This window comes from Pseudomonas sp. GW821-FHT07G10 (genome assembly GCF_059418545.1).
On the sequence record NZ_JBWKQB010000002.1, the window covers coordinates 259,801 to 284,802 of the forward strand.

General features: G+C 58.7%; 25 protein-coding genes and 2 pseudogenes. 8 read left to right on the forward strand and 19 right to left on the reverse strand.

Annotated elements, in window-relative coordinates:
- The first annotated feature begins 3 nt into the window (after window positions 1-3).
- Window positions 4-384 carry a helicase gene (locus AC07O1_RS04445; RefSeq protein ID WP_495088030.1) on the forward strand — a complete coding sequence of 127 codons (381 nt, stop codon included), beginning with the start codon at window positions 4-6 and terminating at the stop codon, window positions 382-384.
- A gap of 134 nt (window positions 385-518) precedes the next feature.
- Here AC07O1_RS04445 and AC07O1_RS04450 read toward each other — a convergent pair.
- Both AC07O1_RS04450 and AC07O1_RS04455 read right to left on the reverse strand, forming a co-directional pair.
- Window positions 519-724 (reverse strand): annotated as a pseudogene (locus AC07O1_RS04450) (DUF3859 domain-containing protein); the annotation flags it as partial.
- 129 nt (window positions 725-853) lie between these two features.
- The gene (locus tag AC07O1_RS04455; RefSeq protein WP_495088031.1) at window positions 854-1,348 is read right to left on the reverse strand and encodes a hypothetical protein; all 495 of its coding nucleotides are present in this window, start codon (window positions 1,346-1,348) and stop codon (window positions 854-856) included.
- A 542-nt stretch (window positions 1,349-1,890) separates the two neighbouring features.
- On the opposite strand from AC07O1_RS04455, the gene AC07O1_RS04460 reads away from it, so the two are divergent.
- Complete coding sequence (locus AC07O1_RS04460; protein WP_494990913.1) at window positions 1,891-2,340, forward strand: hypothetical protein; 450 nt, start codon at window positions 1,891-1,893, stop codon at window positions 2,338-2,340.
- A 157-nt stretch (window positions 2,341-2,497) separates the two neighbouring features.
- The gene (locus AC07O1_RS04465) at window positions 2,498-3,310 is read left to right on the forward strand and encodes a hypothetical protein (RefSeq protein WP_495088032.1); all 813 of its coding nucleotides are present in this window, start codon (window positions 2,498-2,500) and stop codon (window positions 3,308-3,310) included.
- Between the two features lie 135 nt (window positions 3,311-3,445).
- On the opposite strand, the gene AC07O1_RS04470 is transcribed toward AC07O1_RS04465, so the two are convergent.
- The 6 genes from AC07O1_RS04470 to exbB all read right to left on the reverse strand — a co-directional run bounded on the left by AC07O1_RS04470 (window position 3,446) and on the right by exbB (window position 10,333).
- Window positions 3,446-4,846: an aminoacyl-tRNA deacylase and HDOD domain-containing protein gene (locus tag AC07O1_RS04470; RefSeq protein WP_495088033.1), complete on the reverse strand. Its 1,401-nt coding sequence runs from the start codon at window positions 4,844-4,846 to the stop codon at window positions 3,446-3,448.
- 78 nt (window positions 4,847-4,924) lie between these two features.
- Complete coding sequence (gene recG, locus AC07O1_RS04475) at window positions 4,925-7,000, reverse strand: ATP-dependent DNA helicase RecG (RefSeq protein ID WP_495088034.1); 2,076 nt, start codon at window positions 6,998-7,000, stop codon at window positions 4,925-4,927.
- Window positions 7,001-7,009: 9 nt separating this feature from the next.
- Window positions 7,010-7,930 carry a hydrogen peroxide-inducible genes activator gene (locus tag AC07O1_RS04480; RefSeq protein ID WP_495088035.1) on the reverse strand — a complete coding sequence of 307 codons (921 nt, stop codon included), beginning with the start codon at window positions 7,928-7,930 and terminating at the stop codon, window positions 7,010-7,012.
- A 247-nt stretch (window positions 7,931-8,177) separates the two neighbouring features.
- Window positions 8,178-8,924, reverse strand: coding sequence for an energy transducer TonB family protein (locus AC07O1_RS04485; RefSeq protein WP_495010438.1), 747 nt, complete (start codon window positions 8,922-8,924; stop codon window positions 8,178-8,180).
- Window positions 8,921-9,349, reverse strand: a complete 429-nt coding sequence (gene exbD, locus AC07O1_RS04490) for a TonB system transport protein ExbD (protein WP_494990907.1) — start codon at window positions 9,347-9,349, stop codon at window positions 8,921-8,923. Before exbD ends, AC07O1_RS04485 begins: the two co-directional genes overlap by 4 nt.
- A 6-nt stretch (window positions 9,350-9,355) precedes the next feature.
- A complete protein-coding gene (gene exbB / locus AC07O1_RS04495) occupies window positions 9,356-10,333 on the reverse strand; it encodes a tonB-system energizer ExbB (protein WP_495088036.1) in 978 nt (325 codons plus the stop codon).
- Between the two features lie 188 nt (window positions 10,334-10,521).
- On the opposite strand from exbB, the gene AC07O1_RS04500 reads away from it, so the two are divergent.
- Entirely contained in the window at window positions 10,522-11,379 is an 858-nt protein-coding gene (locus AC07O1_RS04500) for an SDR family oxidoreductase (RefSeq protein WP_495088037.1), read from the forward strand.
- Window positions 11,380-11,431: 52 nt separating this feature from the next.
- Here the strand turns inward: AC07O1_RS04500 and AC07O1_RS04505 are convergent, their stop codons facing one another.
- The 6 genes from AC07O1_RS04505 to AC07O1_RS04530 all read right to left on the reverse strand — a co-directional run bounded on the left by AC07O1_RS04505 (window position 11,432) and on the right by AC07O1_RS04530 (window position 16,745).
- A complete protein-coding gene (locus tag AC07O1_RS04505; protein WP_495088038.1) occupies window positions 11,432-12,172 on the reverse strand; it encodes a putative periplasmic lipoprotein in 741 nt (246 codons plus the stop codon).
- A 64-nt stretch (window positions 12,173-12,236) separates the two neighbouring features.
- The gene (locus tag AC07O1_RS04510; protein WP_003229509.1) at window positions 12,237-12,617 is read right to left on the reverse strand and encodes a RidA family protein; all 381 of its coding nucleotides are present in this window, start codon (window positions 12,615-12,617) and stop codon (window positions 12,237-12,239) included.
- 38 nt (window positions 12,618-12,655) lie between these two features.
- Entirely contained in the window at window positions 12,656-14,761 is a 2,106-nt protein-coding gene (spoT, locus tag AC07O1_RS04515; protein ID WP_495022661.1) for a bifunctional GTP diphosphokinase/guanosine-3',5'-bis pyrophosphate 3'-pyrophosphohydrolase, read from the reverse strand.
- A 57-nt stretch (window positions 14,762-14,818) separates the two neighbouring features.
- Window positions 14,819-15,082 (reverse strand): DNA-directed RNA polymerase subunit omega, encoded by a 264-nt coding sequence (gene rpoZ / locus AC07O1_RS04520; RefSeq protein ID WP_150640823.1) that lies wholly within the window; start codon window positions 15,080-15,082, stop codon window positions 14,819-14,821.
- 166 nt (window positions 15,083-15,248) lie between these two features.
- Complete coding sequence (gmk, locus tag AC07O1_RS04525; RefSeq protein WP_495088039.1) at window positions 15,249-15,869, reverse strand: guanylate kinase; 621 nt, start codon at window positions 15,867-15,869, stop codon at window positions 15,249-15,251.
- A gap of 12 nt (window positions 15,870-15,881) precedes the next feature.
- Entirely contained in the window at window positions 15,882-16,745 is an 864-nt protein-coding gene (locus tag AC07O1_RS04530) for a YicC/YloC family endoribonuclease (protein WP_494990901.1), read from the reverse strand.
- A 280-nt stretch (window positions 16,746-17,025) separates the two neighbouring features.
- Here AC07O1_RS04530 and rph point away from each other — a divergent pair, with 280 nt between their 5' ends.
- Window positions 17,026-17,748 (forward strand): ribonuclease PH, encoded by a 723-nt coding sequence (gene rph, locus AC07O1_RS04535; RefSeq protein ID WP_494990900.1) that lies wholly within the window; start codon window positions 17,026-17,028, stop codon window positions 17,746-17,748.
- Window positions 17,749-17,777: 29 nt separating this feature from the next.
- On the forward strand, window positions 17,778-18,146 hold the full coding sequence (locus AC07O1_RS04540; RefSeq protein ID WP_494990899.1) for a DUF4870 domain-containing protein: 369 nt from the start codon (window positions 17,778-17,780) through the stop codon (window positions 18,144-18,146).
- A 61-nt stretch (window positions 18,147-18,207) separates the two neighbouring features.
- Here AC07O1_RS04540 and crc read toward each other — a convergent pair whose 3' ends face one another.
- The gene (gene crc / locus AC07O1_RS04545; protein ID WP_003176915.1) at window positions 18,208-18,987 is read right to left on the reverse strand and encodes a catabolite repression control protein Crc; all 780 of its coding nucleotides are present in this window, start codon (window positions 18,985-18,987) and stop codon (window positions 18,208-18,210) included.
- An 81-nt stretch (window positions 18,988-19,068) separates the two neighbouring features.
- On the opposite strand from crc, the gene pyrE reads away from it, so the two are divergent.
- A complete protein-coding gene (gene pyrE, locus AC07O1_RS04550) occupies window positions 19,069-19,710 on the forward strand; it encodes an orotate phosphoribosyltransferase (RefSeq protein ID WP_494990898.1) in 642 nt (213 codons plus the stop codon).
- A gap of 74 nt (window positions 19,711-19,784) precedes the next feature.
- Here the strand turns inward: pyrE and argB are convergent, their stop codons facing one another.
- The 4 genes and pseudogenes from argB to coaBC all read right to left on the reverse strand — a co-directional run bounded on the left by argB (window position 19,785) and on the right by coaBC (window position 24,181).
- Window positions 19,785-20,690: an acetylglutamate kinase gene (gene argB / locus AC07O1_RS04555; protein ID WP_494990897.1), complete on the reverse strand. Its 906-nt coding sequence runs from the start codon at window positions 20,688-20,690 to the stop codon at window positions 19,785-19,787.
- A gap of 29 nt (window positions 20,691-20,719) precedes the next feature.
- Window positions 20,720-22,200, reverse strand: a pseudogene (locus AC07O1_RS04560) (phosphomannomutase/phosphoglucomutase); the annotation flags it as partial.
- A 311-nt stretch (window positions 22,201-22,511) separates the two neighbouring features.
- Complete coding sequence (gene dut, locus AC07O1_RS04565; RefSeq protein WP_494990896.1) at window positions 22,512-22,967, reverse strand: dUTP diphosphatase; 456 nt, start codon at window positions 22,965-22,967, stop codon at window positions 22,512-22,514.
- Window positions 22,968-22,972: 5 nt separating this feature from the next.
- Complete coding sequence (coaBC, locus tag AC07O1_RS04570) at window positions 22,973-24,181, reverse strand: bifunctional phosphopantothenoylcysteine decarboxylase/phosphopantothenate--cysteine ligase CoaBC (RefSeq protein ID WP_495088040.1); 1,209 nt, start codon at window positions 24,179-24,181, stop codon at window positions 22,973-22,975.
- A 139-nt stretch (window positions 24,182-24,320) separates the two neighbouring features.
- Here coaBC and radC point away from each other — a divergent pair, with 139 nt between their 5' ends.
- Window positions 24,321-24,995, forward strand: a complete 675-nt coding sequence (radC, locus tag AC07O1_RS04575) for a RadC family protein (RefSeq protein ID WP_495088041.1) — start codon at window positions 24,321-24,323, stop codon at window positions 24,993-24,995.
- The last annotated feature ends 7 nt before the right edge of the window (window positions 24,996-25,002 follow it).

The window sequence follows — 25,002 nt, forward strand, 5'->3', positions numbered from 1 at the left end:
AGCATGAAATTTCGTTTTCTTCTCTGGATGCTGGGCCTGTTGATGGGCAAGGCCAGTCGTAACAACCCGGCGTTTCAGCAGCAGTTGGGTGATAAAGAACTGGTGTTCCAGTTGCAGACGATTGACGGCAGGGTTGCCCGTCACTTCTTCGTCAAAGACCAGCGTATTACCAGTCGCGCGGGTGTTTACCCAACGCCGGCATTCGCCATTGCCTTTAAAGACGCCGCGTATGGCTTTGCCACGATGCAGGCGAAAAACAAGCAACTGGCGTTCATGACGGGGATTCAGGACAAGTCGATCCAGATCAAGGGCAACCCGGCGCTGGTGATTTGGTTCCAGGGGCTGACCAAGTATTTGAAGCCGAAGAAAAAGCCGCAGGCGTGAGGTGGGTCAGTCAGAGCACCTCTACTTCTTCGCGAGCAAGTGCAGCGGCGCCCGGTGCGCTCCTACATGAGTTCGAGTGTGAGAGCAGCCGGCATTCAGTCTGATGAGCTGTCCCACGCCTGAGGACTGACGATTCAGCGTACGGTAAACCGCTGCTGCGCCAGCAGCCGGTCACCCTGGAACACCAAAAACGCCACTCTCCCGGCACCACCTCATGGCTTTCGGTGAACTCGTAGGCCATTACATCCTGCGAGGCACCCGGAAACAGTTTCTGGGGCACTTCTAACGTGTCGTGGCGCAGGCCATCCGGCGTGCGGCTGCCTGAGGTGAGGTAGAACAATGGGAAAAGAGGATGGATTTATTTGCGGTAAATAGGTCCGTCCCTTCCTTTGTGTTTTTTTCGTGGGGGTAGTATTTATTTTTATGCTGCAGGTGGTTTGCGCCTCGATAAGTACTACGCGCTCATTATTTAACTAATCTGAGGGGGTTGGGTTGGTTTTTTAAATACTTGTATTTGGAAAGCAAGAAGTGCAAGTGTTGTGATGGTGTAGAAAATCCCTATTATCATGTGATTGGGTGTATGCCAGTAACTGGCACTGCCTACAAGGCTGGCCAAGGAAACTCCGGATGCCAGAAGTGATAGCATCTTTAGAAAAATTCCTGTGGGCTGTCCTTTTTTGCTTTTTATATAGTTGGGTAGCTGCAGTAAAAGCATGGTTAGAAGTATCAGGCATATTGCAATAATTGAGATAATAGGTAGGCCTATTGAATCTTGCTCGACGCTGTAGATTCCTGAGCGCTGATTTTTTATTATTGTGAGGACGCCTGTGGTGGATGTCGCGAGAATAAGTAACACATATATGTGAGGTGTGTATTTTTTAAGAGTGTTCATTTTTTTCAATGGCTTGATTGGGTGTGTTGTTTGTAGTGTTTGGACTGAAAAACCATTTCCGATTAACTTCATGTTGTGTTTCTTGTTTAAATTTTTGGTCAATTGTAAAGCCGCCAGAGGCTCCCAAGGTGCCTGTAGTAATAATTGTGGGTAAAGTCATGTCTTATGGTGTCTGCTACTCCGTTGATATCGTTTGGCTGTGTTTAGTATGTATCTGTTTGATACTGATTTCATGGTAAGCGATGGGTATTAAATGTGCGTCCGAAACCTCTGTAGGATATTTCGCCTAGTAACGAAGTGGCCTTCGTTACAAGCAGAAATACCCTACAAGAGTCTCGGATGCACGATTGGAATTCATCGCTTACCATTAAATCAGTTCTGGCAGATACACACTGGGCACAGTGCAAGGCAAACGATCAATCCAATGACTGATTTCCCGGTAGCGCACTTGATCCAGTAGGTTTTAGTTAAATGAACCCTGTCCAGGGAATGGATATGTCTCAGCACGCTGGACTGACTGACCCAGTCACTGACTTGAATATAAAGCGCACAAAAGATCTTCGGCGTTCAATTCGGTAAGGGAATACCAACTTAAAATTCAGGGAGCGCTAAGCATGAAAGTATCAACATCACTTTTTGTAGCAATGACAATTATCGCAATCTCCGCTGCAGGTTCGGCGCTGGCCGGACCCGCAGTTACGGTGACATTCAAGAACGTTGGGGACACCGACGCGATTTACAGGATTGGAACAAGCAACGAAGCTTCTACCCATAATAATGCAACTCCAAAACCTGTTGCTTTAGTCAGGAGTGGGGAGACTGACACTTATGTTGTGCAAAGCAATGTTTCTCCAGATGGCAATTACGCTAACTTGCGCTACATGATGGGCGGTAAAACTTGTACTTTTATCGCGACTTTTGTCGCTATGTCAGGACCACAGGGCTCGAAAATTCCTAAGTGGAACAATAGAGCCACCGCTGGTGGTGGAGCAACCTGCACGGCGAAGTCTACTTCGATGAACGCAACAACTTACGCGTGGTCAGTTGAATTTACGATGAAGTGATACTTGATCGGGCCGTGCGGAGAGTTTTCTGCACGGCCCTACCTTGATAGAAGGACTTCAATCATGTTGTGCGCCAAAAAATGCAGCTTTTAAGCTGCCAATAATAAGTCTGCCAAAGATATTTCCATAAACACTTCATGTTAAGGAGAACCTCATAATGGTGACTTCAGTAAGCTCGACTCTGCTCACTAATAACCAGACGGCCAGTATCTCTACCCCCTCAACTCAATCTGTCGCAACAGCGAGTGCCAGTGCCGCAACTCGTGTCACAGAAAATTCTGGAGGCACTAGCAGGCTTTCATTGCTTGCTCAGCAGTTAAGCGAAAGTGCAACACGTGCCGAAGCTCGCGATGCAAGTCTGAGCAGGAGGGCGCTCGGCGCGAAGGCTACCGAGTTGCTCAGCCAGGTTGCGGGGGACAGCTACTTTGCCAACAAGGCCAATAATGACGCTGAGGTTCCGAATACAGATAACCCTGAGCTTCTGGCTCGCGCCAAGAAAGCCACACAGTTCGAAAACGGGAGTGGATCAAATCCTTTTGCTGGCCTGTCACGAGATCAGCTTGCGCTGATTACCTATGATGAGAGTGGAACGTTCACGGTCAATGAAAGAAGAGCGGCGTGGAGTGAAGCGTTTCACCAAGAGTCAGCGTGGCGTCAAATGGTCGTAGCCATGGCGACGGCTGAATACAATGGCACAGGAAAACTCACCCACTTTTTCACTGCGGTACTGGATCACTATAAAACGTTGCCCGGCATCGAGCAGGCGCAGTACCCAGAGAGTTACGCAACTCAACTGCAAGGATGGATAGACCGCGACTTCAACTATTGGACACACACGGTTGAAGGCCACGGTAGCCCACAGAAAATACTCGATCTAATTTTTGATAAAAGTGCCTTTAGTGAGAGTGAATCAGTTATCCCAGCCCCAAAATTGACTGATTCACCCTCCGGCCTCTCTATGCCTTCGTGAACAAGCGCAGCGTAGCCCGGCTGCTCCCCCACATAAGATCGAGTGTGGGAGCAGCCGGAATTGAGTCTGATGAGCCGTTCGACGCTCGCGTAACCCGCAGGAGCAGGGGGCCGCCCAGTTCTTGCCTGCGGTGCTTTAGCCCTGGCTGAACTGCGAGGCCAGTTCGCGTAGCAGGGCTTCGGCTTCCAGGACTTTGCTGACGACGTCATCGGCTTTGGTGCGGGTTAGGCCCAGGCGGTCGAGCAGGGCGTCGGGGATTTCTTCATCGGGGCCGGAGCCGATCCCGCGACTGCGCAGCAAGCGTATGGCCAGGCAGACCAGGTTCGGGTACTCAGCGTAGTCGCCGTCGTAGCCTGGGTCGTGCTGGAAGCGCAGGGCGGTGGACAGTTCTTCCGGCATGTCCCAATGGCGCATCAGCCAGGCGCCGATCTGTTCACGGCTGATGCCCAGCAGGTGCTGCTCGACATAGCTGTGGCACAGGTGCGGGTTGACCTCCAGATGGCGGCAGATCAGCGAGAAGTGCGGCGGGAAGACGTGGGCCAGCAGCAGATAGCCAAAGTTGTGCAGCAAGCCTGCGAGGTAGGTTAGGCCAGCCTCCGGGCGCATGGCGCGGGGCATGGCGCGGGTCAGGCCTTCGATGACTGCCGCGGTGTAGATCGACTGCTGCCAGTACGGCGTGGTGTGTTGCGGATGGTCTTTGGGCAGGCTCAGGGTTTTGCCCAGCGCCAGGCCCAGCGCCAGGTTGATCACCAGATCGAAACCGAGCACGCGGACGATCGCGTCTTCCACGGAGCGAATCTTGCCCGGCGAAGCGTAGTACGGCGACGCCGCCCAGCTCACCACTTGCGCGGCCAGGGCCGGATCGGTTTCCACCACCCCAGTGATGTCGTCGATGGTGGCGTTGGGGTCGACCCGCAGTTTGATGATTTTCTGCGCGGTCTCGGCCAGTGGTGGAATCTCGATGGTCTCTTCCAGGCGTTGCTGAATACGCCGGGCAGTGAAGGCTTGCACCGCCTGGGTGATTTCCTCGCGGTCATCGTGGGGGCGGTCGAGGTTCGGACGGATCGTGTTCAGGGCTTCGCCGAAGTTCGCGGCGCTGGCCTTGTTGAGCATGCTTTTGAAGGCTTCGCTGGAGACTTCCAGCAGCAGGCCCGGCTCGCCCGAGTTGATCAGCAGGCTCGGTTCGCGCAGCAGGCTTTCTTCATAGAGGCAGGGGGAGCTGGTGAGCGCTGGCAGACCGGGCAGCAGGCTCAGGTTGTGTTTGCCGAGCATGCGCTCCAGGCGATCCAGAGGCACCGCGGTCAGGCGTCGGCCGGTCAGTTCGGCGAGGCGGTTGAGGTCCAGAAGTTGACTCTGCGCGAACAGCACCATGAGTGTGCCGACGGCGTCGTCCAGCAGAACTGCCTGAACCTTGCGCGCGGCGCGAAGGCCGGGGTGGTCAAGCACTTCGTTATAGCTGATAGCCAGCTTGCCGAGCAGCAGCCGAATAACGGACGGCGCGTGCGGAGCTTCGGTAGCAAGGGCAACTTCGGTCATGGCCTGTATCCGTTTTTTTACAATTTCGCCAGTATAACCAGCTTGGTTCGGGTGATCGCCCATTAACTCAAACACTGCTCACACTTGGCCGTATTGCTGCCCATGACGCAGCCAGCGCTCCAGCAGCGGGCTCACGTGTTGCGGCCAGCGCTCAAGCAAGGCTTGGGCGGCATCGCGCACGGCGGGCAGAAGATCGGCGTCGCGCATCAGGTCGGCGACCTTGAATTGCAGCAGGCCGGTTTGCCGGGTGCCGAGCATCTCGCCGGGGCCGCGCAGTTCGAGGTCTTTTTCGGCGATGATGAAGCCGTCGTTGGTCTCGCGCATGATACCCAGGCGCTGACGGCCGATCTGTGACAATGGCGGATGGTAGAGCAGCACACAGTGACTGGCGGCGCTGCCCCGGCCAACCCGGCCGCGCAATTGGTGCAGTTGCGCAAGACCCAGACGTTCGGGGTTTTCGATGATCATCAAGCTGGCATTGGGCACGTCGACGCCGACTTCGATCACCGTGGTCGCCACCAGCAGTTGCAGGGCACCGGCCTTGAACTCGGCCATGACCGCAGCCTTCTCGGCAGGCTTCATTCGCCCGTGAATCAGTCCGACCCGCAGTTCGCCCAAGGCGCTGGTCAGGTCTTCGTAGGTGGTTTCGGCGGCCTGGCACGTGAGCTCTTCGGACTCTTCGATCAGCGTACATACCCAATAGGCCTGGCGACCTTCAGCGCAGGCGGCGCGCACGCGTTCGATGACTTCGATGCGCCGCGTATCCGTGATCAGCACGGTGTTCACCGGGGTCCGGCCGGGCGGCAGTTCGTCGAGGATCGAGGTGTCGAGATCCGCGTAGGCACTCATGGCCAGCGTGCGCGGAATCGGCGTGGCGGTCATGATCAGCTGGTGTGGACACATCCGCCCGCCCACGCCTTTCTGACGCAGGGCCAGACGCTGCTGCACACCAAAGCGGTGCTGTTCGTCGATGATCACCAGTGCGAGGTTCTTGAACTGTACTTCGTCCTGGAACAGCGCATGGGTACCAACCACCATCGGCGCGCCATTGGCGATCTGTTCCAGCGCCGCTACGCGGTTTTTGCCTTTGAGCTTGCCGGCCAGCCAGGCGGTTTCGATTCCCAGGGGGTCGAGCCAGCGCTTGAAGTTGATGAAATGTTGTTCGGCAAGAATCTCGGTGGGTGCCATCAATGCAACCTGATAGCCCGCCTCCAGTGCCTGCAAGGCGGCGAGGGCGGCGACCACGGTCTTGCCGGCGCCAACATCACCTTGAATCAGCCGCAGCATCGGCTCGCGCTGACTGAGGTCGTAGGCGATTTCATTGCCGACCCGTTGCTGCGCGCCCGTGGGCGAGAAGCCCAGGTTGGCCAGGTATTTCGCCGGCAACTCTTTGGCTTTCGGCAAGGCTGGCGCACGCTGGGAGCGCAGGCTCTCGCGCAGGCGTTGCTGAGACAGTTGATGGGTCAGCAGCTCTTCGAACGCCAGCCGGTGTTGCGCCCAGTGATGACCTAGGGCGAGTTCGTCGACGTCGGCGTCCGCCGGTGGGTGGTGCAGGTAGCGAATCGCGTCGTCCAGCGGGGCCAGCTGATAGTCCCGCGCCAGATCTTCCGGCAGCCAGTCGGGCAGGCTGCTCGGGCCGAGCAGGGCCAGGCTTTGCTGGCACAGTTGACGCAAACGTTGCTGGGTCAGGCCTTCGGTGAGCGGGTAGATCGGCGTCAGGGTTTGATCCACCGGCGGTGGTTCGTCGCCGTTGATGGCGCGATATTCCGGGTGATAGATCTCCAGCCCCGACGCGCCGGGCCGGGCCTCGCCATAACAGCGCACGCGGGTGCCGCGTTTGAGGCCTTCTTTTTGCGCGTTGCTGAAATGGTAGAAGCGCAAGCTCAGCCCGCCGGTGCCATCCTGCAGGCGCACCAGCAAGCTGCGGCGCTTGCCCATGACCACGTCGGCACCGCTGACGGTACCTTCGATCACGGCATCCTGCCCAGGTCGCAGTTGGCCGATCGGTACTACGCGGGTGCGGTCCTGATAACGCAGCGGCAGGTGAAACAGGACGTCCTGGAGATTCTCCAGGCCGACCTTGGCCAGTTTCTCGGCCATTGCTTCACCGACGCCCTTGAGCGCCGTGACCGGCACCTTCGACAGCTCAGTCATCGCGGTGTCTTAGCTCGCCGCTGGCGGCTTGGCCACCGAGCACAGGCGGATCGAGTCAGCGAGGATTTCAATCGCTTTTGGCCGTGGGAAGCTGGCGCGCCAGGCAATCGCCACCGTGCGGAACGGCACGGGTGGCGTCATCGGACGGACTTCGATCACGCCAGGGGCGTAGTGATGGCTGTTCACCGCCGAGAGCGGCAGGATCGAGATACCCAGGCCGGAAGCGACCATGTGCCGAATGGTTTCCAGGGAGCTGGATTCAACCGTGGTGTGCTTGGTGCCGTCGGTGCCCTTGGCCAAAGTCGGGCAGGCCTCGAGTACCTGATCGCGGAAGCAGTGCCCTTCGCCGAGCAGCAGCAGGCTCTTGTCGTTGAGCATGTTGGCGTCGATGGTTTTCTTTTGGGTCCATGGGTGCTCGCTGGGCATCAGTACGTAGAACGGCTCATCGTAGAGCTGCAGGGTCAGTACGTCAGCCTCGTTGAACGGCAGGGCGATGATGATCGCGTCCAGCTCGCCGTTGCGCAGTTTGTCGCGCAGTACATGGGTGAAGTTTTCTTCGATGTACAACGGCATCTGCGGGGCGACCCGGTGCAGTTGTGGAATCAGGTGCGGGAACAGGTACGGACCGACCGTGTAGATCGCGCCGACTTTCAGCGGAGCGGTCAGCTGGTTTTTACCGGCCTGGGCCAGCTCACGAATACCTTGGGCTTGCTCAAGAACCTTCTGGGCCTGGGCGACGATGCCCTCGCCGACAGGCGTCAGGCGCACCGCGCTTTTGCTGCGCTCGAAAATCAGCACACCGAGTTCGTCTTCAAGCTTCTTCACGCCTACCGACAAGGTCGGCTGACTGACATGGCAGCGCTCCGCCGCGTGGCCGAAGTGCTGCTCTTGGGCGAGGGTAACGATGTAGCGTAATTCTGTGAGAGTCATAGCGGGCGTCCATGAGGTTGCGAGCCAAGCATACCGGCTGCAATCGATAGACGCACGTTATCAGACTGAGGGCGCAGAGCGACACTGGGCAATGCATGTTTGGCGGTGTCGGAAATGCAAAAGGCACCTTTCGGTGTCTTTTGGGGGAGTGCCAGCCAGCGAAGGACATTGGCGAACGTCGCACCTGTGGCGAGGGGGCTTGCCCCCTCGCCACAGGTTTTGTGTTCGGCATTCGCGCCAACCGAAGTCAGCGGCGACGTTTTTCGATGTTGTAAACGAATGGCGCAACGATTTCGATCGAGCCGTTGGTCAGCATTTCGGCTGGCGGTTTAGGCAGCGGCTGGGCGCGGCGAATCATTTCCAGTGTCGCCCGATCGAGATCGGCGTTGCCGGAGAGACCGGCCAGTTCGAACGACAGCACATTACCTTCGGCGTCGACCACGAAGCGCAAACGGTTCATCCCTTCCTTGCCGCGCGCTTGAGCTGCGGGCGGGTACTTCTTGTACTTTTGCAAGTGCGCCAACAGCGTGTTTTGCCAGCTGGCTTTGGCGGCATTCTGCGCCGCAGTAGGGCCGGGTGCCGGCTGCGCGGACTTGTCCGTCTGCGCAGGCGTGGGCGGCGTGTCGCCAGGTTTTTCCTCGGGAGGCTTTTCCTTTGGCGGCTCCGGTGTCTTCTCAGGCTTGGGCGGTTGCGGCTTTGGCTTGGGTTTGACCTGCTTGGGCACGGAGATGGTCGGCTTCGGCGCCTCCGCGAGTTTTGGCAACGGGAGTTCTTCCACCGGTGCAGGTGGTTGCGGCGGCGTCACGACTTTGGGCGGTGCCGGTGGAGGCGGTGCCGGAACCGGCGCCAGCTCGACCATCATTGCCATCGGCGGCAGTTCGACCGGCTGTGCCGACGACCAGTTGAGCGCGAGGAGAATCGCGACCGCGTGGACGCCCAGCACCACTGCCAGGCTACCGCTGTAACGCGTCAGCTTTTGGCGCGTCGTGATCATTTCTTGGCTGCCGTCTCAAGTCCGACCAGGCCGACTTTCAGGTAACCGGCTGCCCGCAAGGCATCCATCACACTCATCAAGTCGCCGTAGTCCACGCCTTTATCGGCCTGGAAGAAGATCGTCGTGTCCTTCTTGCCGTGAGTCTTGGCATCAAGGGTCGCGCCAAGGCTTTCAGCCTTCACTTGGTCTTCACCGAGGAACAGCCGTTGATCGGCCTTGACGCTGAGGAACACCGGCTTCTCTGGCCGCGGCGCCGGTTTGGCGGTCGAGGCGGGCAGGTCGACTTTAATGTCTACAGTCGCCAGCGGTGCTGCGACCATGAAGATGATCAGCAGCACCAGCATCACGTCGATAAACGGCGTGACGTTGATTTCGTGGTTCTCGGCGAGATCGTCGTCAGCGCCTTCTTTTAAATGCAGGCCCATGGCTGATTACCCCACTTTCACCATGTGCGGTTGCGAGACGCGCTCGGGCGGCAGGTGGTCGAGGTCGCGGCTGACCAACAGCAGGACTTCTGCCGAGGCATCGGAAACCTGCGCCTTGTAACCGGCGATGGAGCGGGCGAAGACGTTGTAGATCACCACCGCCGGAATCGCCGCAACCAGACCCAGCGCAGTCGCCAGCAAGGCTTCGGCAATGCCGGGAGCCACGACAGCGAGGTTGGTGGTCTGGGTCTTGGCGATGCCGATGAAGCTGTTCATGATGCCCCACACGGTACCGAACAGGCCGACGAAGGGCGCGGTGGAACCGATGGTTGCCAGTACGCCGGTGCCGCTGCTCATGTTGCGGCCGCATGCGGCAACCAGACGCTCGAGACGGAAGCTGACGCGTTCCTTGATGCCTTCTTTTTCACGGCTGTTGGCCGACAGGCGCATTTCTTCCAGAGCATCGTGGACCAGCAGGTTGGCGAGGGTACCTTCCTTGGTGGCAGTCGAGCTGGCTTCTTTAAGGGTGGTGGCTTTTTTCAGGCCGGCGATTTCACCGCGCAGACGACGCTTGGCGCCGAGCAGCTCAAAGCCCTTGGCGATCCAGATGGTCCAGGTGATGATCGAGGCGATGGCCAGACCGATCATCACGATTTTCACGATAATGTCGGCGTTCTGGTACATGCCCCAAGGCGACAGGTCGTGGGCCATGCCCAGGGTGTTATCGGCCTCGAGTACTTCAGGCTGATTTTGGAGAGGTGCGCCTTGAGCAGCCAGAGCCGGGTCGCTGACGACCGGGGTCGCGACTGCAGCGGCATGGTCAGCGCTGCCGTGAGCGGCAGGTCCGGTGGCAGGCACAGGCTCATCGGCGAACGCGGCGGTTGGTGCCAGCAGCAGGCTGAACAGCAGCGCTGCTACCATGCGCCAGGCGCGCGATGGGCTAGGAAGCGTGGTTGGCGAAGCGGGGAGTTGATTGCTTGTCATGCTGGCCGGACCTAAGAGGGAAAAAGAGTAAATGTCCTTCCAGGCCTCGCAGGGCCGAGAACAAATGGGCGGCCATTATCGCAATTAATTCTCGTTAACAAAAGTAATAGAGTATCTTTTTTTCTTGGATTACCAGCCGCTCGTCCATTGCCGACGCTAGGCTGGATCTTTCCGATAGGAGTTTTGTGATGTCCACCCCTTCTGTTTTGATCGCCGGCTGCGGTGATGTCGGCAGCCGTTTGGCCACTCAGCTACTGGCCGGGAACTGGTTGGTTCATGGGCTGCGACGGAACATTTCGCGCCTGCCAAGCGGTGTCGTGGGAGTGGCGGGTGATCTGTTCAGTGAGCAGTGTCCGGCCGCCTGGCCGACTGAAAAACTGGATTACCTGGTGTATTGCGCCGCAGCCACCGAACACGATGAAGCCGGCTATCGCGCGGCCTATGTCGAAGGTTTGCAGCATGTATTGAGCTGGTTGAAGCAGCATGGTCAGCAGCCAAAGCGCCTGCTGTTTGTCTCCAGCAGCAGCGTGTATGGCCAGCAGGCGGGCGAATGGGTCGACGAAAGTTCGCCGACCGAGGCCGGTGGTTACTCCGGACGTTTGATGCTGGAAGCCGAGCAGGTGGCTTTGCACAGTGGCATACCGGCAAGCCTGGTGCGTCTGACGGGTATCTATGGTCCGGGCCGTGAGCGGCTGTTGACTCAAGTACGCCAGGGTTATCGTGTAGTCATCGATCCGCCGCTGTATGGCAACCGGATTCATGTCGACGATGCTGCCGGTCTGCTGGCGTTCCTGCTACAGGCGGATCGTCGAGGTGAGGCGCTGCAGGACTGCTACATCGGTGTCGACGATGCACCTGCGCCGCTCGCGGAAGTGGTCGACTGGTTACATGAGTATCTGGGTGTCACCGAATGGGCGGCCGACGCCAGTGTCCGTCGGGCCGGCAGCAAGCGGTGTAGCAACGCGCGGGCGCGGGCGCTGGGTTGGGTGCCGCGTTATCCAAGCTTTCGTGAAGGGTATGCGGCGATTCTCGAGGGCAGTCGTTGACTCAACCTTCAAGGCAAAGAAAAAGGAGCCCATGGGCTCCTTTATTGCGGGGTCACTGTTTTTCCAGTAACCACTGCCGGGTACCAGGAGAGAATGATGGTACTTCATCGGCTTGAGACGCATTGACCACCTGGAAGATCTCCAGTTGTTTGCCTTTGCGAGTAAAGATCCATGGGTTGCCCTGGCCGCCTTGCTGCAGCCAGATGTTGTCATGGCCGCCGCTCATGGATGCACAATCACCGGCCAGGCACAGTGCGTAACGATCAGTGCCTGGCAGGCCTTCAACCCGGCCATCGGCCTGGAACTGAACGGTGCTGCCTTCGCCCGGGCCGCTGACGACTTTCCAGCTGCCGCCCATATAAGCGGAGTACAGGGCTCGCTCGAAGCTGGCGCCAATTGGTGCGCCTTCGGGAACCGTGTCTTGCGCTCGATTGAAAACCTGTTCCGGTTCTGAGTCGTTTGCCACTTGCTGCAGCTGTTTGCCGTCGCGACTGAGTTCGCTGGAGGAGCCGCCATAGAAATCGATCTTCCAGGCGCCGGATTTCTCACCCAGCAGCTTGCCTTCGACATTCTCGAAACCGTTGGTAAATCTCGCCTGACCGGCTTTGGTATTGATGTCCCATTCCAGGTTTGGACCGTTGGCCTGGAGGGCTTCACGCAAGGGGCCGCCTTTGGCAGCAGCATCGATTGCTACCTGGTTGATCCAGGTGCCACTGATGTCGCGGTCGGCGGGATTGCTGGCACAGCCGCCGAGGAATATGGCGAGCAGCGAGAGGGCAAGCGCTTTGCGCATGACGGAATCCTTTCAAAACGGAATTGGCGCAGCGTGGCGGCTGCGCCAGGATGTGTGCTGGCAGTTATTCGATGACCAGAATGGCATCCATCTCGACCTGCGAGCCTTTTGGCAGTGCGGCGACACCGATGGCGGCGCGGGCAGGGTAAGGTTGGTCGAAGTATTTGCCCATGATCTCGTTGACCTTGGCGAAGTGGCTCAGGTCGGTGAGGAAGATGTTCAGTTTGACGATGTCCTTGAACGAACCACCGGCGGCTTCAGCCACGGCCTTGAGGTTCTCGAAAACCTGAACGGTCTGGGCTTCGAAGCCTTCGACCAGCTCCATGGTTTTCGGGTCCAGAGGAATTTGACCGGACATGTAGACGGTGTTGCCAGCCTTGATTGCCTGGGAATAAGTACCGATGGCTGCAGGTGCCTTGTCGCTGGTGATAACAGTCTTGGTCATGTATGACTCCTTGTAATGGGCTGGGCTATTTGGACGAGCTATGCACGCATACGGGTGATGCGGGTGACCCCGGTCAGGGCGCGCAGTTTCTTGATCACGCGGGCCAGATGCACACGGTCGTGCACGCTGACCACCAGTTGGACCACGCTGATGCGACCATCGCGTTCGTCCATGCTGATTTTTTCGATATTGCCGTCGGCCGCGTTGACGCTGCTGGCCAGCAGGGCAATCAGGCCGCGCTGGTGTTCCAGCTCGACGCGCAGTTCGACGTTGAATTCGCCGGTGACATCCTTGGCCCAGGAGAGCTGGATGCATTTTTCCGGGTTATGGCGGATCTCGCTGATATTGCGGCAGTTGTCCAGGTGCACCACCATCCCTTTGCCTGCGGACAGATGGCCGACAATCGGGTCGCCAGGGATCGGTGTGCAGCACTTGGCGTAGCTGAGGACCAGGCCTTCGGTGCCGCGAATCGCCAGCGGGCCTTCCGGGCTCGGCAGTTGTTCGCCTTCGCCGAGCAGGCGGCGGGCGACGACGTAGGCCATGCGATTGCCCAGGCCGATGTCTTCCAGCAGGTCTTCGATCACTTCAAGGCGGTATTCGTTGAGCATCACCTGGATGCGCTCGGCCGGAATTTTTTCCAGCGAGCTGTCGAAACCGTTGAGCACCTTGTTCAGCAGGCGTTCGCCGAGGCTGATGGACTCGGAGCGGCGTTGCAGTTTCAGGGCGTGACGAATGTGTGTGCGGGCTTTGCCGGTGACCACGAAGTTGAGCCAGGCCGGGTTTGGCCGGGCGCCCGGTGCGCTGACGATTTCCACGGTCGAGCCGCTTTGCAGTGGTTCGGACAGTGGCGCCAGGCGACGGTTGATCCGACAGGCAATGCAGCTGTTGCCAACGTCGGTGTGTACCGCGTAGGCGAAGTCGACTGCCGTGGAGCCTTTGGGCAGCTCCATGATCCGGCCTTTGGGCGTGAAGACATAGACCTCGTCCGGGAACAGGTCGATCTTCACGCTTTCGATGAATTCGAGAGAGTTGCCGGCGCGCTGCTGCATTTCCAGAACGCCCTTGACCCATTGGCGAGCACGGGCGTGAGTACCTTTCGGTTGCTCCTCGCCGCTGGATTTATACAGCCAATGGGCAGCAATGCCGTTATTGGCCATCTCTTCCATTTCGCGGGTGCGGATCTGGATCTCGATCGGTACGCCATGCATGCCGAACAGGGTGGTATGCAACGACTGATAGCCGTTGGCTTTGGGGATCGCGATGTAATCCTTGAAACGCCCCGGCAGCGGCTTGTACAAATTATGTACAGCGCCGAGCACTCTATAACAGGTATCGACCTTGTCGACGATGATGCGGAACGCATAGACGTCCATGATCTCGTTGAAGGCCCGACGCTTGCCGCGCATCTTCGTGTAGATGCCGTAGAGGTGTTTCTGCCGACCGCTGACCTCGCCCTGAATGCCGTCGATGGCCAGGCAGTGACTGAGGGACTCTTCGATCTTGTTGACGATTTCCTTGCGGTTGCCCCGGGCGCGTTTGACTGCCTGGTAGATCCGCGCGGAACGCATCGGGTGCATGGCCTTGAAGCCAAGGTCTTCGAACTCTATGCGGATACTGTGCATGCCCAGGCGGTTGGCGATGGGCGCATAGATTTCCAGGGTTTCCTTGGCGATCCGTCGGCGTTTTTCGCCGGACAGCACTTCCAGGGTTCGCATGTTGTGCAGGCGGTCGGCCAGCTTGACCAGGATCACGCGAATATCGCGGGCCATGGCCATGGCCATTTTCTGGAAGTTTTCGGCCTGGGCTTCGGCTTTGGTCTCGAAGTTCATCTGGGTCAGTTTGCTGACCCCGTCGACCAGTTCGGCCACGGTTTCACCGAACTGCGCCGAGAGCGCTTCCTTGGCAATACCGGTGTCTTCGATCACGTCATGCAGCATGGCCGCCATCAGGCTTTGATGGTCCATATGCATGTCGGCAAGAATATTCGCGACCGCTAACGGGTGCGTGACGTAGGCTTCGCCACTGCGCCGGCGTTGGCCGTCGTGGGCTTGTTCGGCGTAAAAGTACGCTCGGCGAACCAGGTTGACCTGGTCCGTGCCGAGATAGGTCGATAAGCGATCGGCGAGGGCGTCTATGCTCGGCATGATGACTCCTGCCGATGGCTGTGACCCCGCGCCGTGCTACGTCGACCAGGCATAGGCTTAGACGGCCTCGTTGGACTCGTCCTCGAACGCTGCGAACAGCGGTTCGTCTTCAACGATTTCAGCTTCAGCGATGACTTCATAGCTCATCAAACCTGCTGCGATTTCACGCAACGCCATTACGGTAGGTTTGTCGTTTTCCCAGGCCAGCTTTGGCTCTTTGCCACCGGTCGCCAATTGACGAGCACGTTTGGTAGAGAGCATGACCAGCTCAAAGCGGTTAGCCACGTGATCTAGGCAGTCTTCAACGGTTACGCGGGCCATGGTATTCCTCGTAGCAAATGCAATATGCGCGCTGCCCGGATGGGCGAGCGGACTCAACAGTTTAAAAAATCACCAGCGTTTAGGGAAGCGCTGATTTTCCGCCCAGCTCTCCAACGCGCTACAAGTGCCAATGTAAAGCCCTTGCAGCGTTTTTGGGAAGAGGTCTTTAGCCCAACAGTTCAGCGAGTAATTTACCGAAACGCTGTTGTTGAGGCTTTTGGCGCAGCTGATTGGCGCGGAAGATCGCTTTCAGATCGTCCAGCGCAGTGGCGAAGTCATCGTTAATGATCAGGAAGTCGTAATCGAGGTAATGGCTCATCTCGCTGACGGCTTCGCGCATCCGGCCTTCGATAATTTCGTCGCTGTCCTGGCCGCGATTGGTCAGGCGTTGGCGCAAGGCCTGCTGGGACGGCGGCAGAATGAAGATCGAGCGAGCCTGGGGCATCAACTTGCGCACTTGCTCGGCACCTTGCCAGTCGATTTCCAGAATCAGGTCGTGACCTTGATCCAGGGTCTGCTGCAAATGGCTCTGCGAAGTGCCGTAGAGGTTGCCGAACACTTCGGCGCGCTCCAGGAAATCACCATGCTCGATCATTCGCACGAACTCGGCCCGGTCGACAAAGTTGTAGTTCACGCCGTCAACTTCACCGGGGCGCATGGCGCGGGTGGTGTGGGAAACCGAAACGCGAACTTGCGGCTGCGCGTCGATCAGGGCCTTGACCAGGCTGGTCTTGCCCGCGCCAGACGGGGCGGAAATGATGTAGAGGGTGCCGGTGCTGTGGGTCATGTCGGGGTAGCCTTACTCAATATTTTGCACTTGTTCGCGCATCTGCTCGATCAACACTTTGAGGTTGACCGCCGCTTGGGTGCTGCGCGGGTCGAAGGCTTTGGAGCCCAGTGTATTGGCTTCGCGGTTGAGCTCTTGCATCAGGAAGTCCAGGCGCCGACCGGCGGCACCACCGGATTTGAGCACGCGGCGAACTTCAATGATGTGGGTGCTCAGCCGGTCCAGTTCTTCGGCCACGTCGCTCTTTTGTGCGAGCATGACCATCTCCTGTTCCAGGCGCTGCGGATCCAGCTCGGCCTTCATGTCGGCGAAACGGTCCAGGACTCTCTGGCGCTGGGTCGCGAGCATTTGCGGGACCAGCTCACGCAGGGTCACAACGTCTTCTTCTATGGAGCTCAAGCGATCGTTGATCAGGCGGGCCAGCTCCGCGCCTTCGCGCTCGCGGCCGCTCTTGAGCTCTTTCAAGCCCTGGTTGAACAGCGTCAGGGCTTGCGCGTTCAGCGCTTGCGGGTCGGTCGCGTCGGCCACCAGTACGCCCGGCCAGGCCAGGACTTCCAGCGGGTTCAAGGCCGCGGGGTGTTTGATCAGGCTGGCCACGGTCTCGGCTGCAGCCACCAATTGTGCGGCGCGCTCACGATCAACCTGTAAAGGCTTGCCGGTGGTTTCTTCGGTGAAGCGCAGGGTGCATTCGAGTTTGCCGCGGGACAAGCCCTGGCGCAGCGCTTCGCGCACAGCACCTTCGAGGTCGCGAAAAGACTCCGGCAGGCGCAGGTGCGGCTCCAGGTAGCGGCTGTTGACCGAGCGCAACTCCCAGCTCAGCGTGCCCTGAATGCCGGCTTTTTCGACGCGGGCGAAGGCGGTCATGCTATGCACCATGGAGGTACCTCGCGATTCGGGCCTGCTACAAACCCCGATGGGTTCAGCGGACCTGATTGATAAATTAAAGCCGACAGGCTGCAAAGGCGCAGGATTGTAACGCAGTGCAGCGAATGCTCCCAAATTGCGCGTGTGACAAAGGGCTGCAAGCCGTCGCCGTTCGGCGCCAGGCCCTTGTTCAGAGCCTTCGGTCGCGGCGCAGGTTTTTTAGAAGTGCCCACTCGGCGCTCCGGGCTCTATAATGCTCGGCAGATTTCCGTCCCCGTACAGGTATTTCCCTATGAAACGTCCAAGTGGTCGCGCTGCCGATCAGCTCCGCTCGATCCGCATCACCCGCAACTACACCAAACACGCCGAGGGATCTGTACTGGTCGAGTTCGGTGATACCAAAGTGATTTGTACGGTCAGCGTCGAAAATGGCGTGCCACGCTTCCTTAAGGGCCAGGGTCAGGGTTGGTTGACTGCTGAATACGGCATGCTGCCGCGTGCCACGGGTGAGCGTAACCAGCGTGAGGCAAGCCGTGGCAAACAAGGTGGTCGTACGCTCGAGATCCAGCGTTTGATCGGCCGTTCCCTGCGCGCCGCTCTGGACATGTCCAAGCTGGGCGATGTCACCTTGTTCGTCGATTGCGATGTGATCCAGGCCGATGGCGGCACTCGCACCGCGTCGATTACCGGCGCCATGGTTGCACTGATCGATGCCTTGAAAGTGATCAAGAAGCGTGGCGGCCTGAAAGGTGGCGACCCGCTCAAGCAAATGATCGCTGCAGTTTCGGTGGGTATGTACCAAGGCGAGCCTGTGCTCGATCTGGACTATCTGGAAGACTCGGCTGCCGAGACGGATCTCAACGTCGTGATGACCAGCACCGGTGGTTTCATTGAAGTTCAGGGAACTGCCGAAGGTGCGCCGTTCCAGCCTGAAGAGCTGAACGCGATGCTGGCTTTGGCGAGCAAAGGCATGAACGACATTTTTGAACTGCAAAAGGCTGCACTGGCTGACTGATTGCCCTGGCATCCAGCAAGGAGAGCGACATGAGTGAAGAGCAGCTTCCACTGCCTACGCCGAGCCGGGAGGTTCGCCAATGGGCGATGTTTTGTCACTTTTCCGCCTTGCTGGGGATCTGGATTCCTTTCGGTACGCTGATCGGGCCACTGATTCTCTGGCAGTTGAAGCGCGAGATGGACCCCTTCATCGATGCGCAGGGCAAGGAGGCGCTGAACTTTCAGATCACCGTCGCCATCGCATCGGCCATCTGCTTCTTGTTGATGGCGGTGATAATCGGGTTTTTCCTGTTCGGGCTGGTAGCGATTGGTGCCTTGGTGCTGGCGATCATCGGCGGCATCAAGGCCAATGACGGGGTGCCGTATCGCTATCCCTTCACCTGGCGCCTGATCAAGTAAAATTGACGCCCACAAAAAAGCCGACATTGCTGTCGGCTTTTTTGTACCTGCGAAAAGACGCTTAGATGGTCAGCGTCCAGTCGTAATCCACAATCAGCGGCGCATGCTGCGAGAAGCGCGGCTGGCGTGGCAGGCGTGCGCTACGTACGAAGCGACGCAGGCCAGGAGTCAGCAGTTGGTAGTCGAAACGCCAACCCAGGTTGAGCATCTCGGCCTGTTCGTTGTCCGGCCACCAGCTGTACTGATCGCCTTCGCGGCTGACTTCACGCAGGGCATCGACATAACCCATGTTGCCGACAATCTCGTCCATCCAGGCCCGCTCAGGCGCCAGGAATCCAGGAGATTGCTGGCTGTCGCGCCAGTTTTTGATATCCAGCTTCTGTTGCGCCACGTAGAGCGAGCCACAATAAATGTACTCGCGACGTTTGCGTCGCTGTTTATCCAGGTAACGAGCGAAGTCGTCCATAAGCTTGAACTTCTGGTTCAAGTCTTCATCGCCATTCTGCCCTGATGGAAGCAGCAAGGTCGCGATGCTGACCTTGTCGAAATCGGCTTGCAGGTAGCGCCCGTAGCGGTCTGCCGTCTCGAAACCAAGACCGCTGATGACAGCCTTCGGTTGCAGCCGCGAATACAAAGCCACGCCACCTTGGGCGGGGACTTCGGCATCGCAGGCATAAAGGAAGTAGCCATCCAGTTGGAAGGCTGGGTCGTCCAGTTCAAAGGCGGAGGCGCGGGTGTCCTGCAGGCAGATGACGTCGGCATTCTGTGCTTGCAGCCAACTGAGCAAACCACGCTCGACTGCAGCCTGAATACCATTGACGTTCACACTGATGATCCGCATAAATGGCCCCAAAAATCACGTGCGTGTATGATACCCGAGGTCTACCTAATTAGCTAAATCCGTGATATTGGGGCTTTTTTCATGCAGGCGTATCAGCGCGATTTCATTCGTTTTGCCATCGATCGCGGCGTTTTGCGCTTCGGTGAGTTCACCCTGAAGTCCGGGCGTACCAGTCCTTACTTCTTCAATGCAGGCCTGTTCAACAGCGGTTCGGCGCTGGCGCAGCTTGGCCGTTTCTATGCGGCGGCCATTGTCGAAAGCGGTATTTCCTTCGACGTGCTGTTCGGTCCGGCCTACAAAGGCATTCCTTTGGCGGCCACGACGGCTGTGGCATTGGCTGAGCACCACCAGCTCGATCTGCCCTGGTGTTTCAACCGCAAGGAAGCCAAAGCTCACGGCGAAGGCGGTAGCCTGGTCGGCGCGCCGTTGGCTGGCGATGTATTGATCATCGACGACGTGATCACTGCAGGCACGGCCATCCGTGAAGTCATGCAAATCATCCAGGCCCAGGGCGCCAAGGCTGCCGGCGTATTGATTGCCCTGAACCGCCAGGAGCGTGGCAACGGTGAGTTGTCGGCGATTCAGGAAGTCGAACGTGACTTTGGCATTCCGGTGGTCAGCATTGTGTCCTTGACCCAGGTTCTGCAGTTCCTGGCTGATGATCCGCAGCTCAAGCAGCACCTGCCGGCGGTGGAAGCCTACCGCGCGCAGTTCGGGATCTGAACTTCGCCAGGGTTTGAACCGCAATAAAAAAGGCCCCGCTCAGCATGCTGAGCGGGGCCTTTTGTTTGCATCGCTTAGTGGCGCTTGCGATTGCTGATCAATGTGCCCACACCGGTGTCGGTGAAGATTTCCAGCAACACTGCGTTAGGTACGCGACCGTCGATGATGTGCGAGGTCGTGACGCCGCCTTGCACCGCCTCCAGTGCGCAACGGATCTTCGGCAGCATGCCGCCGTAGATGGTCCCGTCAGCGATCAATTCATTGACCTGCTCGGTGGTCAGGCCCGTCAGGACCTTGCCTTGCTTGTCCATCAAGCCGGCAATGTTGGTCAGCAGCATCAGCTTTTCGGCTTTGAGGGCTTCAGCCACTTTGCCAGCCACCAGGTCGGCGTTGATGTTGTATGACTCGCCATTGGCACCGACACCGATAGGTGCGATGACCGGGATGAAATCACCTTTGACCAACAGGTTCAGCAGGTCGGTGTTGATTCCGACCACTTCGCCAACGTGGCCGATGTCGATGATTTCCGGCGTGGTCATTTCAGGCGTTTGACGGGTGACGGTGAGCTTTTTCGCGCGAATCAGCTCCGCGTCCTTGCCGGTCAAGCCGATGGCACTGCCGCCGTGACGGTTGATCAGGTTGACGATGTCTTTGTTCACCTGGCCGCCGAGGACCATTTCCACGACGTCCATGGTCTGCGCATCCGTGACGCGCATACCATCGATGAAGTGGCTCTCGATCGACAGGCGATTGAGCAGATCGCCGATTTGCGGACCGCCACCGTGCACGACCACCGGGTTGATCCCTACGGCCTTCATCAGCACGATGTCGCGGGCGAAGCCGGTTTTCAGCTCTTCGCTTTCCATGGCATTGCCGCCGTATTTGATCACCAGCGTCTTGCCGATGTAGCGGCGAATGTAAGGCAGCGCTTCGGATAGAACCTTGGCGGTATTGGCGGCGGCATCGCGTTCGAGGGTCATTCAGGTCTCCGGTGAAACTATCTAGTCGATCAGAACGGTAGTTGAAGATCAGGGGCAACACGTTTCAATTGGGCGTGGAACACGTCCTTGATGCGCTGCAACTCGGCCTCGGTATCAGCCTCGAAACGCAGCACCAGCACCGGTGTGGTGTTGGAGGCGCGAACCAGGCCCCAGCCTTTGGCGTAGTCGACTCGCACACCATCGATGGTGGTCAGTTCGGCGCCTTCGCCCCAACGGGCATCGTGCAGTGCATCAATGATGCTGAATTTGCTCTCTTCGGTCACATGGATATTGATTTCCGGCGTAGAAATATCGTTCGGGAAGGTCGCGAACAGCTCATCGCAGCTGGATTTTTCCTTGCTGAGGATCTCCAGCAGGCGCGCGGCGCTGTAAATACCGTCGTCGAAACCGAACCAGCGTTCCTTGAAAAAGATGTGCCCGCTCATTTCGCCTGCAAGCAGGGCGCCAGTTTGTTTCATTTTCTTTTTGATCAATGAGTGCCCGGTCTTCCACATTAGCGGGCGACCGCCGTATTCCTTGATCAGTGGAGTCAGGCGGCGGGTGCATTTGACGTCGAAAATGATTTCCGCGTCAGGATTGCGTGAAACCACGTCCTTGGCGAAGAGCATCAGCAGGCGGTCGGGGAAGACGATGCTGCCGGTATTGGTGACGATACCGACGCGATCGCCATCGCCGTCGAAGGCCAGACCCAGGTCGGCGTTCACTTCCTTGACCTTGGCGATCAGGTCCACCAGGTTCTCAAGCTTGCCCGGATCCGGATGGTGGTTCGGGAAGTTGCCGTCGACCTCGCAGAACAACGGGATCACCTCGCAGCCCAGGGCTTCGATCAGCTGCGGGGCGATCACGCCGGCGGCGCCGTTGCCACAATCGACCACCACTTTCAGGCGGCGAGCCAGTTTGATGTCCTGGACGATTTCGGTGTTGTAGCGATCAAGGATATCGACCTTGGTGATGCTGCCCTTGCCGCTGCTCAGGTTGTTGGTCTTGAGGCGTTCGTGCAGGGCCTGGATCTGTTCGTTGGCCAGGGTATCGCCGGCAATGACGATCTTGAAACCGTTGTAATCCGACGGGTTGTGGCTGCCGGTGAGCATGACGCCAGACTTGCCGGCCAAAACGTTGGCGGCGTAATACAGCGCTGGGGTCGGCACCAGGCCGACATCGCTGACATGGCAGCCACTGTCGTGCAGGCCCTGAATCAATTGTTCGACCAGCTCTGGGCCGGACAGGCGACCATCACGGCCGACCGAGACATTCGGTTCGTCCTGGGCCAGGCTTTCGGAGCCGATGGCGCGGCCGATCCAATAAGCGGTCTCGGCGGTCAGGGTTTTCGGGACAACGCCACGAATGTCGTATGCGCGAAAAATGCTGTCAGGGAATTTGGGTGCAATTTGGGCGGTGCTGCTCATCACTGGGGGTGCTCCAATCTCAGGAAGTCCTGGTTTTCGTTGAGGGGGTCGATATCGAGAGTGTCGGTATCCTGGAACAGCGGTCAGGTCCGCTCGACACCCGGGGTGCCGGGTTGGCGCGGCGCTGCGGCACTGCGGGTCGTAAGGTCTGGGCGAATGCGGAATTTGCCGGGACATCAGGTACCGGCAGGCTCAAGCTGAAGGGTTGGACGGCATTTGCGTCATAGAGTTCGTGAGGTAAACGCCTCGTCTGACGAGCGTCACGCAACGTGGGCCCATCCAGGGCCTTCGTGCCGGGCTTGATGCCTTTCAAATAACGCCTCCGCTGAATTCATCCTGAAATGCAACGCGTATTGCGCAGGTCGGGTTGAGAGTCCGACCTGCCTTGAAGTAATCAGTGGCTGCCGGAGTGGCCGAAACCGCCTGCGCCGCGCTGGCTTTCGTCGAACTCTTCGACCAGCTCGAAATGCGCCTGAACCACCGGCACCAGAACAAGCTGTGCGAGGCGCTCGCCAACGGCGATGTTGAACGCGGTCTGGCCGCGGTTCCAGCAAGAAACCATCAGTTCGCCCTGATAGTCGGAGTCGATCAGGCCGACCAGGTTACCCAGCACGATACCGTGCTTATGACCCAGGCCCGAGCGCGGCAGAATCAGCGCGGCAAGACCCGGATCGCCGATGTATATGGACAGGCCGGTGGGGATCAGCAAGGTCTGGCCAGGCTCAAGAAGGGTGTCTTCTTTGAGCATTGCCCGCAGGTCGAGCCCGGCAGAGCCAGGCGTGGCGTAGTGCGGCAGCGGGAATTCGTTACCAATGCGTGGGTCGAGGATCTTGGCTTGTAAAGCGTGCATGCGAGTTAAACCTGGTTCAGACGTTCGGCGATAAAAGTGATCAGCTGGCGGGCAATCTTGCTCTTGCTGGTCTGGGCAAAGAGAGTTGCATGCAACTCCCGGTCAATCACGCTGCAGGCATTTTCCTCACTGTTGAAGCCAATGCTCGGGTTGGCTACGTCGTTGGCGACGATCAGATCGAGGTTTTTGTCTTTCAACTTGCGTGCAGCGTAGTCGAGCAGATGTTCGGTTTCGGCAGCGAAGCCGACACTGAACGGACGGTCGGGGCGGGTGGCGATGGTGGCCAGAATGTCTGGGTTGCGTACCATCTGCAGCAGCAAGCCGTCGCCGTTCGTAGGATCTTTCTTGAGTTTCTGTGGGGCGACGACTTCGGGGCGGTAATCGGCGACCGCCGCGGAGGCGATGAACAGGTCGCAGGGGATCGCGGCTTCGCAGGCGGCGAGCATGTCCCGGGCGCTGACTACGTCGATTCGCGTCACGCGGTCCGGGGTCGGCAAATGCACGGGACCGGTGATCAAGGTCACACGGGCACCGGCTTCAACAGCTGCTTCCGCCAGCGCGAAGCCCATTTTTCCGGAGCTGTGGTTGGTGATGTAGCGCACCGGATCGATGTTTTCCTGAGTCGGGCCGGCGGTGATCAGCACGTGCTTGCCGGTCAGCGACTGGCGCTGGAAACATTCGGCGGCACAAAGCGCGAGATCGTTGGCTTCGAGCATGCGGCCCATGCCGACATCGCCGCAGGCCTGGCTACCAGAGGCCGGGCCGAACACCCGAAGGCCACGGCTTTCGAGCAATTGGGTGTTGGCTTGGGTGGCCGGATCGCGCCACATGGCCTGGTTCATGGCCGGTGCAATGGCGACGGTGGCGTCGGTGGCCAGTACCAGGGTGGTCAACAGGTCATCGGCAATGCCTTGCGCCAGGCGGGCGATAAGGTCCGCAGTGGCAGGGGCGATCAGCACCAGGTCGGCCCACTTCGCCAGCTCGATATGGCCCATTGCAGCTTCGGCTGCAGGGTCGAGCAAGTCCATATGGACCGGGTGCCCCGACAGGGCCTGCATGGTCAGCGGGGTGATGAACTCGCTGCCACCACGGGTCATGACCACGCGCACTTCTGCGCCCTGGTCGAGGAGTCGGCGAACCAGCTCGGCGCTCTTATAGGCGGCGATGCCGCCGCCGACGCCGAGAACAATGCGTTTCCGATACAGCCGCTGCATAGGCCTGCCTTTCAGTTCAGTGATGACTACGTTGCGGGTGCGATGCCCCCTCCCCAGGTGAAATCGCACGCAAAAAAGATGGGCTAAGATAGCACAGCGACCGCTATGGAACAGCGGCGCCCACACACATGGAGGTGCTATGAGCATTCGCGATTGGCCTGCGGCAGAGCGCCCGCGGGAGAAGCTTCTTGATCAAGGTTCGGCGAGCCTTTCCGATGCCGAGTTACTGGCAATCTTTCTACGAACCGGGGTTGCGGGCAAAAGTGCCGTCGATCTTGCGCGACACCTGCTGATTCAATTTGGCAGCCTGCGGACATTGCTGGAGGCGGATCAGCTGACGTTCAGCCGCCATCTGGGGCTGGGTCCGGCGAAGTTTGCCCAATTGCAGGCGGTACTGGAGATGGCCCGGCGGCACTTGGCCGAGAGGTTGCGGCGGGACTCCGTGCTGGAAAGTCCGTTAGCCGTACGCGATTACCTCAAAGCGTTGTTGCGTCATGAGCCGCACGAAGTGTTTGGCTGTTTGTTTCTGGATGCCAAGCATCGCGTGCTGGGATTCGAGGCGTTGTTCAGAGGCACGATCGACACCACCAGCGTCTATCCCCGGCAGGTGGTCAAGCGTGCTTTGGCGCACAACGCGGCGGCGTTGATTCTGTGTCATAACCACCCTTCGGGCATCGCCGAGCCGAGTCAGGCTGACCGCGTACTGACCAAGCGCCTGCAGAAGGCGCTGGATCTGATAGATGTACGAGTGCTCGACCATTTCATCATCGGTGATGGCGACCCCCTGTCGATGGCCGAGTACGGCTGGATGTAGCCGCACA

Bases quoted from the DNA above. Each gene is read 5' to 3' on its own strand.
- AC07O1_RS04500 (WP_495088037.1), top strand. From the start codon at position 10,522: ATGTCCACCCCTTCTGTTTTGATCGCCGGCTGCGGTGATGTCGGCAGC.
- AC07O1_RS04460 (WP_494990913.1), top strand. From the start codon at position 1,891: ATGAAAGTATCAACATCACTTTTTGTAGCAATGACAATTATCGCAATC.
- AC07O1_RS04445 (WP_495088030.1), top strand. From the start codon at position 4: ATGAAATTTCGTTTTCTTCTCTGGATGCTGGGCCTGTTGATGGGCAAG.
- AC07O1_RS04465 (WP_495088032.1), top strand. From the start codon at position 2,498: ATGGTGACTTCAGTAAGCTCGACTCTGCTCACTAATAACCAGACGGCC.
- rph (WP_494990900.1), top strand. From the start codon at position 17,026: ATGAAACGTCCAAGTGGTCGCGCTGCCGATCAGCTCCGCTCGATCCGC.
- exbB (WP_495088036.1), bottom strand. From the start codon at position 10,333: ATGACAAGCAATCAACTCCCCGCTTCGCCAACCACGCTTCCTAGCCCA.
- exbD (WP_494990907.1), bottom strand. From the start codon at position 9,349: ATGGGCCTGCATTTAAAAGAAGGCGCTGACGACGATCTCGCCGAGAAC.
- argB (WP_494990897.1), bottom strand. From the start codon at position 20,690: ATGACCCTCGAACGCGATGCCGCCGCCAATACCGCCAAGGTTCTATCC.
- AC07O1_RS04530 (WP_494990901.1), bottom strand. From the start codon at position 16,745: ATGGTGCATAGCATGACCGCCTTCGCCCGCGTCGAAAAAGCCGGCATT.
- crc (WP_003176915.1), bottom strand. From the start codon at position 18,987: ATGCGGATCATCAGTGTGAACGTCAATGGTATTCAGGCTGCAGTCGAG.
- gmk (WP_495088039.1), bottom strand. From the start codon at position 15,869: ATGACCCACAGCACCGGCACCCTCTACATCATTTCCGCCCCGTCTGGC.
- AC07O1_RS04540 (WP_494990899.1), top strand. From the start codon at position 17,778: ATGAGTGAAGAGCAGCTTCCACTGCCTACGCCGAGCCGGGAGGTTCGC.
- AC07O1_RS04455 (WP_495088031.1), bottom strand. From the start codon at position 1,348: ATGAAGTTAATCGGAAATGGTTTTTCAGTCCAAACACTACAAACAACA.
- AC07O1_RS04505 (WP_495088038.1), bottom strand. From the start codon at position 12,172: ATGCGCAAAGCGCTTGCCCTCTCGCTGCTCGCCATATTCCTCGGCGGC.
- dut (WP_494990896.1), bottom strand. From the start codon at position 22,967: ATGCACGCTTTACAAGCCAAGATCCTCGACCCACGCATTGGTAACGAA.
- radC (WP_495088041.1), top strand. From the start codon at position 24,321: ATGAGCATTCGCGATTGGCCTGCGGCAGAGCGCCCGCGGGAGAAGCTT.
- AC07O1_RS04480 (WP_495088035.1), bottom strand. From the start codon at position 7,930: ATGACTCTCACAGAATTACGCTACATCGTTACCCTCGCCCAAGAGCAG.
- AC07O1_RS04470 (WP_495088033.1), bottom strand. From the start codon at position 4,846: ATGACCGAAGTTGCCCTTGCTACCGAAGCTCCGCACGCGCCGTCCGTT.
- spoT (WP_495022661.1), bottom strand. From the start codon at position 14,761: ATGCCGAGCATAGACGCCCTCGCCGATCGCTTATCGACCTATCTCGGC.
- AC07O1_RS04510 (WP_003229509.1), bottom strand. From the start codon at position 12,617: ATGACCAAGACTGTTATCACCAGCGACAAGGCACCTGCAGCCATCGGT.
- rpoZ (WP_150640823.1), bottom strand. From the start codon at position 15,082: ATGGCCCGCGTAACCGTTGAAGACTGCCTAGATCACGTGGCTAACCGC.
- recG (WP_495088034.1), bottom strand. From the start codon at position 7,000: ATGACTGAGCTGTCGAAGGTGCCGGTCACGGCGCTCAAGGGCGTCGGT.
- pyrE (WP_494990898.1), top strand. From the start codon at position 19,069: ATGCAGGCGTATCAGCGCGATTTCATTCGTTTTGCCATCGATCGCGGC.
- coaBC (WP_495088040.1), bottom strand. From the start codon at position 24,181: ATGCAGCGGCTGTATCGGAAACGCATTGTTCTCGGCGTCGGCGGCGGC.
- AC07O1_RS04485 (WP_495010438.1), bottom strand. From the start codon at position 8,924: ATGATCACGACGCGCCAAAAGCTGACGCGTTACAGCGGTAGCCTGGCA.